General features: G+C 73.1%; 6 protein-coding genes. 4 read left to right on the top strand and 2 right to left on the bottom strand.

Annotated features, from left to right (window positions below):
- Window positions 1-245: 245 nt before the first annotated feature.
- Window positions 246-2,414, bottom strand: coding sequence for a SpoIIE family protein phosphatase (locus ACFXGX_RS27155; RefSeq protein ID WP_384795848.1), 2,169 nt, complete (start codon window positions 2,412-2,414; stop codon window positions 246-248).
- Window positions 2,415-2,713: 299 nt separating this feature from the next.
- Here ACFXGX_RS27155 and ACFXGX_RS27150 point away from each other — a divergent pair, with 299 nt between their 5' ends.
- Together ACFXGX_RS27150 and ACFXGX_RS27145 are read left to right on the top strand one after the other, a co-directional pair.
- On the top strand, window positions 2,714-5,143 hold the full coding sequence (locus ACFXGX_RS27150; protein WP_384795846.1) for a SpoIIE family protein phosphatase: 2,430 nt from the start codon (window positions 2,714-2,716) through the stop codon (window positions 5,141-5,143).
- Between the two features lie 12 nt (window positions 5,144-5,155).
- Entirely contained in the window at window positions 5,156-5,662 is a 507-nt protein-coding gene (locus ACFXGX_RS27145) for a metallophosphoesterase family protein (RefSeq protein ID WP_384795844.1), read from the top strand.
- A 53-nt stretch (window positions 5,663-5,715) separates the two neighbouring features.
- Here ACFXGX_RS27145 and ACFXGX_RS27140 read toward each other — a convergent pair whose 3' ends face one another.
- Window positions 5,716-7,089, bottom strand: a complete 1,374-nt coding sequence (locus tag ACFXGX_RS27140; RefSeq protein WP_384795842.1) for an XdhC family protein — start codon at window positions 7,087-7,089, stop codon at window positions 5,716-5,718.
- A gap of 216 nt (window positions 7,090-7,305) precedes the next feature.
- On the opposite strand from ACFXGX_RS27140, the gene ACFXGX_RS27135 reads away from it, so the two are divergent.
- Together ACFXGX_RS27135 and ACFXGX_RS27130 are read left to right on the top strand one after the other, a co-directional pair.
- Window positions 7,306-9,291: a GTP-binding protein gene (locus ACFXGX_RS27135; RefSeq protein ID WP_384795841.1), complete on the top strand. Its 1,986-nt coding sequence runs from the start codon at window positions 7,306-7,308 to the stop codon at window positions 9,289-9,291.
- 111 nt (window positions 9,292-9,402) lie between these two features.
- A complete protein-coding gene (locus tag ACFXGX_RS27130) occupies window positions 9,403-11,271 on the top strand; it encodes a cellulase family glycosylhydrolase (RefSeq protein WP_384795839.1) in 1,869 nt (622 codons plus the stop codon).
- Window positions 11,272-11,277: the final 6 nt, after the last annotated feature.

Genomic DNA, 11,277 nt, shown 5'->3' with positions numbered 1-11,277 from the left:
CTGTGCCGGGGGGGGGGCGGCCCCGGGCCACACCCCCCCCCACCAAACGACCCACAGCAACCACCAGTCGGCGGGGGCGGCGCCCCAGCTGGGGGCCCCCGCCACGGGTGACGGGCCGGACCTCGTGTCCGCCCCGTGAAGCCGGTGAATCCGGCGATCAAGAACCACTGACCGGCCAACGGAACAGGGAATTCCGGTCGACAGTGGACAGGTCCGGCCCTCCGGCGGGAGGGCCGGACCGCTCCTCATCCGGCGTCGGTCCCGCCGCGCGGCCGTACCCGCAGCAGGAGCAGGGCGATATCGTCGGGCCGCCCCTGCGTGGCCTCCCCGCCCTGCTGGAGCAGTGTGTCGGCCAGCTCGTCCAGGGGCTGGTGCCCGTTCTCGGCGAGCCGTCGCGCGAGGTCGGCGAGCGCGTCCTCGATGTCGACACCGGGGGACTCGATCAGACCGTCGGTGTAGAGGGCGAGCACCGACCCGGGGACCAGCGGCACCTCGGTCGTCGGATAGACGGCGTGGGGGTCGATCCCCAGCAGCGGCCCGCCCGCCAGGTCGAGCACCTTCACCTTGCCGTCCGGCCGGAGCAGCAGCGGCGGCGGATGCCCCGCCCGGGCCATCACCGCGACCCCGCGCGCCGGGTCGAGGCGCAGATACAGACAACTGGCGAACAGCTCGGTGCCCAGATCGATGAGCAGCCTGTTGGTGCTGCCCATCACCTCCTCCGGCGCCTGGCCGACCGCCGTGTACGCGCGGACGGCGGTACGGATCTGCCCCATCAGCCCGGCCGCCGTCACGTTGTGCCCCTGCACGTCCCCGATCACCGCCGCCGCCCGGCCGTTCGAGGTCACCATGTCGTAGAAGTCCCCGCCGATGTCCATGCCCTGGGTCGCCGGCAGATAGCGCGCCGCCGCCTCCACCGAGGCCAACGGCGGAAGCGACGCCGGCAGCAGTGCGGCCTGCAGCCCCTGTGCGAGCTGGAGCTTGGCGTCGTAGAGCAGGGCGCGCTCCAGCGCCTGGGCGATCAGCCCGCTCAGACTGGTCAGCACCGCGCGCTCGTCGGCCGCGAAGTGGTGGGACTGCGCGTACCCGAGGACACAGGTGCCCACCGGCCGCCCGGAGGCCACCAGCGGCAGATACGCCCACGCGCCCATGCCGTCGGGTGTGGCGTTCCGCGACGGATACAGGCGCTCCAACTGCTCGCGCGAGTCGAAGAACGCGGGCACACCGGTGTTCAGCGCCTGAGTGCCCGGGGTCTGCTCGCTCAGCGGCAGTCCGTTGAAGCGCTCCACGATGTGCGCGTCCGGATAGCCCCGGTGCCCGAGGACGTGCAGGCGCCCGGCCCGGCTGGCGAGGACGACGAGGGACTGGCTGCCGACGGCGGGCGAGATCTCGTCCGCCACGAGCTGCACCACGTCCTGCACGCCCGCCGCCTCCGTCAGCGCGCTCGCCAGGCTCAGCACATGGGAGATCGTCACCAGACGGGGGCTGCCGTCGCGTTGCTGCGGTCCCGCCCGTGTCATCTCCGACACCGGGCGGGCCCGCGAGATCCGCACGCTGAGCCCGCTCGTACTCGGATACAGCCGGAACGACAGCCAGTCGCCCGGCGGACGCAGCGCGACGAAGGAGGTCACGTGCTGGCTGATCAGCGCCGCCCGGTAGCGGTCCTCGTAGACCGGGTCGTTCAGCCAGGGCACGGCCGCCCACAACTGGGTGCCCAGGAGACCGCTGACCGGCACTCCGAGCAGCTCGGCCGTCGCCGCGTTCGCGAAGCCGACCCGCCCGTGCAGATCCAGCGAGCACAGCCCGTACGGCAGCCGCCCCACCATCCGCGCCGCCTCCACCGAGCCGAGCGTGCCGCCCGGCGCCGTGGGGGAGGGCGTGAGCAGGTCCGGCTCCGGGTGCAGCGGGCGGTTCTCCGCGGCGGCCCGCTCCAGCCGCAGCGCCAGCCGGTCGCAGGCCGCCGTGAGGCGATCGCGCTCCCGGTCGGAGAGATCGGACGGATGCGAGCCCGGCCAGGTCACGTAGACGGCCCCGTACACCGTGCCCGGTGTCGCCACCGGAAGCGCGACGAGGGCGAAGGGATACGGGAGCACCACCGCGATCCGGGGATACCTGCGGGCCATCTCGTGCTCGCCCCCCACCCAGACCAGCCGCCGCTCCCGTACCGCCTCGGCGACCGGGATCGGCGCGTTGAGCCCCACACGCTCCCACGGCGCGGCGAAGGCCCGTGGCAGTCCCGCGGAGACCGTCATCTCCAGCACCGGCTCCTGGGCGGCCAGCAGATAGACGGCTCCCGAGTGGGCGTCCACGTCGTCCAGCATCGCGGCCAGCGCCAGCGACAGCAGCGGACGTCCCACGGGGGCCGGCCGGCCGGCCGGCGCCTGCGCGGTCTCCTGTCCGTCGGACACGGCGACCACCTCCTCGCGGGGCCGTCCACGACCTCCGCCTTCCAGGGGACAAGGCTCCTCCCTGTCGGCCGATCGCGCACGGCGAGCCGACCCGTCCGCCCCGGCGGCCGCCCGGCCCGGCGACCCGTCCCGGCCGGGCGGGACACGAACCGCCACTTTCGTCATGAGAGCGCTGTGTGAAACACATGAACCCCGGCGGATTCGATTTCGTTCGATCGGCCGTCCCGCACGGCCTTCACCGCAGGCCCGACGCGTTCGGAACGGTCACAGGGGCTGCGCCCGAGCCCGGGAAGCGCTGTAATGACGGCGTGGTCAGTGAGGGTGCTGCGGAACGCGGAACGAGAACGTCGCGTGCCGAACTTGCCCTGAAGACGCTCACCGCGGATCTCGACCCGCGCGAACGGCTGCACCGCCTGCTGGAACAGGCACTCGTCTTCACCGGTGCGGCCGTGGCCGCCGTGTACTCACCGAGTGTGAGCGGCGGTGAACTGCATCTGGCCGAGTCCGCGGGGGTGCCCAGGACGCTGTACGGGCTCCGCGACAGCTACCCCCTGTCCGGCGGCTCCCCGGCCGCGGAGGCCCTGCGCTCGGGCCAGCCGTGCTGGCTCGGGCCGGAGGAGCTCGCCCGCTGCGCCGACGCCCGGCGGGTGGCCTCCCAGGACTTCTCGCTGGCCGTTCTGCCCCTGCGGGACAACGGCTGCATGGTCGCCGTCAGCGACGGCCCCGCCGGCTTCGGAGACGAGGACCGGGCCTGCCTCGGGCTGATCGCCGAAGCCGTCGTCGTCCCGCCCGCGCCGCCGGACGCGGCGGCGGACCTGCCCGCCAGCTCGTTCAGCCTCGCCATGGACACCGGACACGTCGAGGTCGACCACGACGTGCTCGAACTGTTCGGACTGTCCCCCACCGCCTTCGACGGCAAGGTCGAGACCCTGCTGTCGATGGCCGTGCCGGAGGACCTCCCGGCACTGATGTCCGCGGTCGAACCGGACCACACGTCGATCGGCGACCGCGAGCTGGAGTTCCGTATCCTCCAGCCGTCCGGCGGCCACAAGTGGCTCCGGCTGCGCGCCCGGCTGCTGCCCTCCGCCGAGGGCCGCCCCGCACGGCTCGTGGGCACCGTCTCCGACGCCTCCAAGCTGCGCTCCGGCCTGAACGACGTGGGCCGCGTCCAGCGCCTCGCCGCCGCCCTCGCCACCGCCGGCACCGTCCGCGACGTCGGCCAGGCCGTCGTCGCCGCCCTGCGCAAGCCCCTCCAGGCCGACCGGATCGCCGTCGCCGAGCTGGAGGGCGACCGACTCGTCGTCACGCTCCTGGACCCCCCTCAGCCGGAATTCTGGCCGGAGCTGTGGCGCAGTGAATGGCGCTCGGAGTGGCCCGACGCCCCGGTCCGGGCCATGCCCACGCTCGCCGCGGCCCTCAGCGAGGGGCGGCCCGCCATCTGGCCCGCCGGCGCGGACCTGGAGCCCGCGCTCGCCGAGGTCGGACCCGGCGGACTCGCCGTCCTGCCGCTGCCCGCGGGCGGCCGCATGGCCGGCGCCTGCCTGATCGGCTGGGACGCCCCGCACGAGTTCGGACCCGAGGAGCGAGCGCTGCTCACCGCCTCCGCGGGCCTCGCCGGGCAGGCCCTGGTGCGCGCCCACGCCTTCGACGCCGAGCACGAACTGATCTCCATGCTCCAGCGGACCCTGCTCCCACGGCGGCTGCCCCGGCTGCCCGGCGCGGTCGCCGTCGCCCGCTATCTGCCCACCACATCGGGCCTGGACGTCGGCGGCGACTGGTACGACGTCATCCCGCTGCCCGACAACCACGTCGCCCTCGTCATCGGTGACGTGCAGGGGCACAACGCCTCGGCCGCGACCGTCATGGGCCAGATGCGCACCGCCCTGCGCGCCTACGCCGTCGAGGGCCACCCGCCCGACGTGGTGGTCTCGCACGCCAACCGGCTCCTGCTCGATCTGGAGACCGACCTCTTCGCCACCTGCTGCTATGTCGACATCGACATGGAGGAGGGGTCCGCCTGGTATGTGCGCGCCGGACACATCCCGCCGGTACTGCGTCACCCGAACGGCCGCACCGAGGTCCCCGAGTCGGAGACCGGGCCGCCCCTCGGTGTCATCCGGCAGGCCGACTACCCCATGAGCCCGCTCAGGCTCCAGCCCGGCACCATCGTCGCGCTGACCACCGACGGTCTGGTCGAGTCCGTCGAGGTCGACATCGAGGACGGTCTGAAACGGCTCGCCGAGGGCCTGGCCGGCTCCGACCCCGCCCACCTCGGTCTCGTCGCCGACGAACTGCTCACGGGCGCCAACCGCAGCGACGACGTGGCCCTCCTGCTGATGCGGTACGACGGCATGGAGGTCCTGCCGCTCCGCGAGAGCTGGACCGTCTGGCGGGTCCCCGAGGCGGTCCGGCACGCCCGCCGCTACACCCGGCGCGCCCTGCGGAGCTGGGGCGTCGGCGCGTACACGGACGCCGCCCTGCTGATCGTCTCGGAGCTCGTCACCAACGCCCTGGTGCACACCGACGGCCAGGTCAGGCTCGACCTCACCCTCGTCAACCACCGCCTGCGCATCGCGGTCGCCGACAACTCGCCCCGCACGCCGATCAAGCCCACCAGCATCGGCTGGGAGGCCACCGGGGGCCGGGGCATCCTGCTCGTCGAGGCGATGTCTGCGACCTGGGGCACGGTGCCGGTGAGCGGCGGGAAGCAGGTCTGGAGCGAGATCGCGCTCGACTGACGAGGTGAAGCCGTGCGGCTGCTGATCATGTCCGACACCCATCTGCCCGAGCGGGCCCGGGAACTCCCCGCCGCGCTGCTCGCCGAGCTCCCGACGGCCGACGTCGTGATCCACGCGGGGGACTGGGTGGACACCGCCACCCTCGACCTGCTGGAGGCCCGGTCCCGGCGGGTCATCGGGGTGTACGGCAACAACGACGGCCCGGCTCTGCGGGCCCGGCTCCCCGAGATCGCCCGTGCCGGGCTGGGCGGCCTGCGCTTCGGCGTCGTCCACGAGACCGGCTCCGCCCAAGGCCGCGAACAGCGTTGCGCGCGGCGCTTTCCCGACCTCGACGTCCTGGTCTTCGGCCACAGCCACATTCCCTGGGACAGCACCGCGCCCACCGGGCTGCGCCTGCTCAACCCCGGCTCCCCGACCGACCGCCGCCGCGAGCCGTACCGCACGTACATGACCGCGACGGCGAGCGACGGCCGGCTCACCGAAGTGACCCTGCACCGGCTGCCCCCGCGCACCGGCTGATCCCACGGCCACCGGGCCGGACACGCGTCACCCGGCACCGGGCGCGGCTCGGCTCACCGGGGATGGATCGCGCCGCCCCTGGCCGTCAGGGGCAGCCCGCTGCCGCCAAAGCGCAGCGCGATGATCTCCGCGGCGACGGACACGGCCACCTCCTCCGGCGTACGGGCTCCGAGGTCGAGGCCGACGGGGGAGCGCAGCCGGGACAGCTCGTGCTCCGGCACGCCGGCCGCGCGCAGCCGTTCCAGGCGGTCGTCGTGGGTGCGGCGGCTGCCCATCGCCCCGATGTACGCGGCCGGGCGGCGCAGTGCCTCCTCCAGCAGGGGCACGTCGAACTTGGGGTCGTGCGTCAGGACGCAGATCACCGTGCGCGCGTCGGTCGTCGTGCCGCTCAGGTAGTGGTGCGGCCAGTCCACGACGACCTCCACGGCCGCCGGGAAGCGCTCGGGCGTGGCGAACACCGGACGGGCGTCGCACACCGTGACCCGGTAGCCGAGGAAGGCCCCGATGCGGGCGACGGCGGACGCGTAGTCGATCGCGCCGAAGACGAGCATGCGCGGAGGCGGCGCGAAGGAGTGCAGAAAGACGGTGACGGCGTCCTCCCGCCGCTCACCGTGCGGCCCGTAGTGCCGACGCCCCGTCGCCCCCTGAGCCAGCTCCCCCCGCGCGTCGGCGGCGACGGCGACGTCCAGCCCCTCGGACCCGAGCGACCCGACGACCCCGGCGTCCGGGTCCCTCGGCCCGGACGGGACGGAGGCGGCGCCGTCCGGGGCCACCGGGCTTGCCGGGCCGCCGGCGCCATCCGGGCCTGCCGGGCCGGGGGTGCGGTGCGGGCTTGCCGGGCCGGGGGTGCGGTCCGCTCCGACCAGGCCGGGGGTGCCCTCCGGGCCCACCGGGCCGGGGGTGCCGTCCGAGCTGTCCGCGCCCGCCGAGCCGTCCGCGCCCCCTGGGCCGGTGGAGGGCGTCGAGTCGGGGGTTCCGGCCTCGGCCAGGGGCGCGTAGGGCCGGACGGCCAGCGTCGCCCCCCGTTGCGCCGGGCCGTCCAGCACCGTCGCCAGCGTCACCGGCCGGCCCGCCGCCACCGACTCGGCCACCGCGCCGAAGGCCGGATCGTCGGCCGCCGACACCCGCCGGACCAGCAGGGTGATCTCCCCGCCGCAGGTGAGCCCGACGGCGAAGGCGTCCTCGTCGCTGTACCCGAACGTCTCCAGGCGCGCCTCGCCCGAGGCGATCACCTCCCGGGCCAGTTCGAAGACCGCGCCCTCGACACAGCCGCCGGACACACTGCCCACGACCTCGTCCCCCGGACCCACCGCCATGGCCGCGCCCGGGTCGCGGGGCGCGCTGTCGCCGACCGCCACCACCGTGGCCAGTCCGAAGGGCGAGCCGGCCGTGTACCACGCGTGGAGCGCGGGGAGGATGTCACGCATCGCCCACTCCTCTCGCCGTGGCCACGCCCTCCCGGGCCACCTTCAAGGATCCGCCCCGCGACGAGATTTCGTTGAGCGTTAATACGTTGCCGTCCCGGCCGGCCTCCTGCTGCACTGGCGGGAACGTGTTCACCGGGCCCGAGGAGCAGCACATGCGCGCACCGTTCATGTCCCCCCAGGAAGGAATCACTCTCATCTCAAAGGACATGACACCCGGTGCATATGCTCAACCTGGGAATCCTGGCGCACGTAGACGCCGGTAAGACAAGCCTGACCGAGCGGCTGCTGCACACGGTCGGGGTCATCGACGAGATCGGCAGCGTCGACGACGGGAACACCCGGACCGACTTCCTCGCGCTGGAGCGGCAGCGCGGCATCACGATCAAATCCGCCGTCGTCTCCTTCGCGATCGACGACCTCACCGTCAACCTGATCGACACCCCCGGTCACCCGGACTTCATCGCCGAGGTGGAACGGGTCCTCGGCGTGCTCGACGGCGTCGTGCTCGTCGTGTCGGCCGTGGAGGGCGTGCAGGCGCAGACACGCGTGCTGATGCGGACGCTCCAGCGGCTGCGCATTCCCACGCTGATCTTCGTGAACAAGATCGACCGCCGCGGAGCCCGGCACGAGGAGATCCTGGCCAAGATCTCCGAACGCCTCACCCCGGCGATCGTCCCGATGGGCGAGCCCGGCGAACTGGGCACGCGGGACGCGCACTTCACCCCCTACCCCGCCGACGGGCTGCGGCCGCACCTCCTCGACCCCCTCGCCGGGCACGACGAGGAGCTGCTGGCCGCGTACGTCGAGGAAGGTGTGTCGTACGAGCGTCTGCGCGCCGCGCTCGTCCGGCAGACCGGGCAGGCCCTGGTGCACCCCGTGTTCTTCGGATCGGCCATGACGGGCGCGGGCGTCACCGATCTCGTCGCCGGAATCCGGGAGCTGCTGCCCGTGGCCGAGGCGGACGCCGACGGGCCGCTGTCGGGCAGCGTCTTCAAGGTCGAACGCGGAGCGGCCGGCGAGAAGATCGCGTACGCGCGGATGTTCTCGGGCACCCTGCGGACCCGCGACCGGCTCACCCTGCGCGACGGCGAGGAGGGGAAGGTCACCGCGATCAGCGTCTTCGACCAGGGCTCGGCGGTCCGCGAGGCGTCCGTGAGCGCGGGACGCATCGGCAAGCTGTGGGGACTCGGCGCCGTCCGGATCGGCGACACCATCGGCGAACCGCCGCTCTCGCCGGCGGGCGGGCACCACTTCGCCCCGCCGACCCTGGAGACCGTCGTCTCTCCGGGCCGCCCGGCCGACAAGGGCGCGCTGCATACGGCGCTCACCCAACTCGCCGAGCAGGACCCGCTCATCGGACTGCGGCACGACGAACTGCGCGGGGAGATCTCCGTGTCGCTCTACGGCGAGGTGCAGAAGGAGGTCCTTCAGGCGACCCTGGCCGACGAGTTCGGCGTCGACGTCCTGTTCCGCGAGACGACCCCGCTCTGTGTCGAACGGCCCCTGGGCACCGGCACCGCGGTCGAGTTCAACAAGAAGGACCCCAATCCCTTCCTCGCGACCGTCGGCCTGCGCGTCGAGCCGGCGCCGGTCGGCTCAGGCGTGGACTTCCGGCTGGAGGTCGAGCTCGGATCGATGCCGTACGCGTTCTTCAAGGCGGTCGAGGACACCGTCGAGGAGACGCTGGGACAGGGACTGCACGGCTGGCAGGTCACCGACTGCGTCGTCACGATGACGCACTCGGGCTATTCGCCGCGCCAGAGCCATGCCCACCAGGGCTTCGACAAGAGCATGTCCAGCACGGGTGCCGACTTCAGGGGCCTGACCCCGCTGGTGCTGACCGCCGCACTGCGCGCGGCCGGGACCCAGGTGTACGAGCCCGTGCACCACTTCCGTCTGGAGGCGCCCGCGGACACGCTCGGCGCCGTGCTGCCCCTGCTGGCCCGACAGCGGGCCGTGCCGCGGACCACCCGGATCCACGGCTCCTCGTGTGTGCTGGAGGGGATTCTCCCGGTGGTGCGGGCGCACGAGCTGGAGCAGCAGCTCCCGGGCCCGACGCGAGGAGAGGGCGAGCTGGAATGCGCCTTCGACCACTACGCGCCCGTGGCGCCGGACGTGATCCCGGACCGTCCCCGGACCGATCTGAACCCGCTGGACCGCAAGGAGTATCTGCTGAACCTGACGCGCAGGGTGGGAGGTTGAGCCGGCGGCCGGCCGCACTCCCGGCCGCCGCGCGAGGCGGGGCGAAACGAGAAACTTACTCATGAGTCAGAGGTGTTGACGGTCTCCGAGGCCCGCAGGACTGTTGTGGGCATGCCAAGATTGCGCGCGCGTCTGCTCGGCGTCCTCGTACTCCTCACCGGATTCCTCACGGCGGCGGGCACCCGGCCCGCCGCCGCGGACGGACTCCCCGACTCCCTCTGGTTCGACCAGCCGGCCGCCGCCGGCCTCACGGTCGCGAACGGCCGCTTCACCGACGGCCTCGGCCGCGAGGTCGTGCTGCGCGGCTACAACGTCTCCGGCGAGACCAAGCTGGAGGAGAACGGCGGACTGCCCTTCGCGTCGGTCGCCGACGCGACGAAGTCCGCGACGGCGCTGCGCGCACTGGGCGGCGGCAACTCCGTGCGCTTCCTGTTCTCCTGGGCGCACGCCGAACCGGTCCGCGGCCAGGTCGACAGCGCCTATCTCGCCGCGGCCACCGACCAGATGCGCGCCTTCCTCGACGCGGGCGTCCGTGTCTTCCCCGACTTCCACCAGGACCTCTACTCCCGCCACCTCTTCAACTCGGGAAGCTGGTACTCGGGCGACGGCGCCCCCGCATGGGCGGTGACCGCGGGCGGATACCCGCAGGAGTCCTGCGGCATCTGCCTGTTCTGGGGCCAGAACATCACCCAGAACAACGCCGTCAAGGCCGCGCAGCGCGACTTCTGGCACAACTCCTACGGCCTCCAGGACGCCTTCCTCACCACGGCCCAGGCCACGATGACGTACGTCCGGCAGCACCTCACCACGGCCGAGTTCGCGGGCGTCGCCGGCTTCGACCCGTACAACGAGCCCTACGCGGGCAGTTACGACTCGGGCCAGACGAGCCGCACCTGGGAACGCGACCTGCTCTGGCCGTTCTACGGCAGGTTCCGGGCCCGCATGGACGCGGCCGGATGGCAGGACAAGCCCGCCTTCGTGGAACCGAACCTCTTCTGGAACGCCAACATCTCGTCCCAGAAGCAGGAGGGCGGACTGCTCGACGCGGGCACCCTCGGTCCGCGCTATGTGTTCAACACCCACTTCTACGACCAGAAGGCCATCTCGGGCATCCTCATGTGGGGCAAGGCGTCGGACGGCCAGTACGCGAGCGACTTCGCGGCCGTCCGGGACCGGGCCTCGGCCGCCGGGACCACGGCCGTCGTCAGCGAGTTCGGCCATCCGCTCTCCGGCACGGTCTCGGACAAGGCCCCGACCGTCGACAAGGCGATGTACCAGGCCCTCGACTCCCGCCTGCCCGGCTCCGGCTGGTGGACCGGGGCGGCGTCCTCGGGGCCGGTCCTGTCCGGTACCCAGTGGCAGTGGGACATCTACAGCGGCCGTCACCACGAGCTGATGAACGACAACCCGGGCAAGGTTCTGACCTCGGGCGACGCCTGGAACGACGAGGACCTCTCCGCCGTGCGCCTCGACGACTCGGGTACGGCCGTCCTGCGCCAGGACGCCCGGCTCCTCGACCGGCTGTACCCCGGCGCCACCGCCGGCTCCAGCCTCGCCTTCACCTACGAGGACCGCTCCCGCGACGGCTCCACCACGCTGACCTGGAACCCGGTGCCCTCCACCCTGCCCCAGGTCTCCCAACTGGTGGGAACGGGTCAGTACGGCCTGCTCGTCTGGCGTTCCGGCGGCGGGTCCGCGCCCACCGAACTCCATCTGCCGGCCTCGTTCCCCACCTCGGCCACGACGGTGGTGTCCGATCTCGGCGCGCTGGTCTCCCCGCCCGCCTACACCACGACGACGCCCGTGGCCGTGGCTCCCGAGCCGGGCGGGACCGGAAGCAGGCGCCTCCTGCTCACCGCGTCCGGCTCGGGAACCGTGCACTACGCGCTGGTCACGAACGGGGCCACCGCTCCGTCCGCCGCCCTGCTGAACGGGGCCCGGACCGAACTCGCCGCCTGGGCCGCCGTGCGATTCGGCTGAGCGCCG

This window comes from Streptomyces sp. NPDC059371 (assembly GCF_042751995.1).
Taxonomy (GTDB): Bacteria; Actinomycetota; Actinomycetes; order Streptomycetales; family Streptomycetaceae; genus Streptomyces.
The sequence above is the reverse complement of the archived record's forward strand: the minus strand, read 5'-3'. Positions and strand labels throughout refer to the sequence as shown.

Excerpts from the sequence above, each read along its gene's own strand:
- ACFXGX_RS27140 (WP_384795842.1), bottom strand. The coding sequence starts at position 7,089 with ATGCGTGACATCCTCCCCGCGCTCCACGCGTGGTACACGGCCGGCTCG.
- ACFXGX_RS27130 (WP_384795839.1), top strand. The coding sequence starts at position 9,403 with ATGCCAAGATTGCGCGCGCGTCTGCTCGGCGTCCTCGTACTCCTCACC.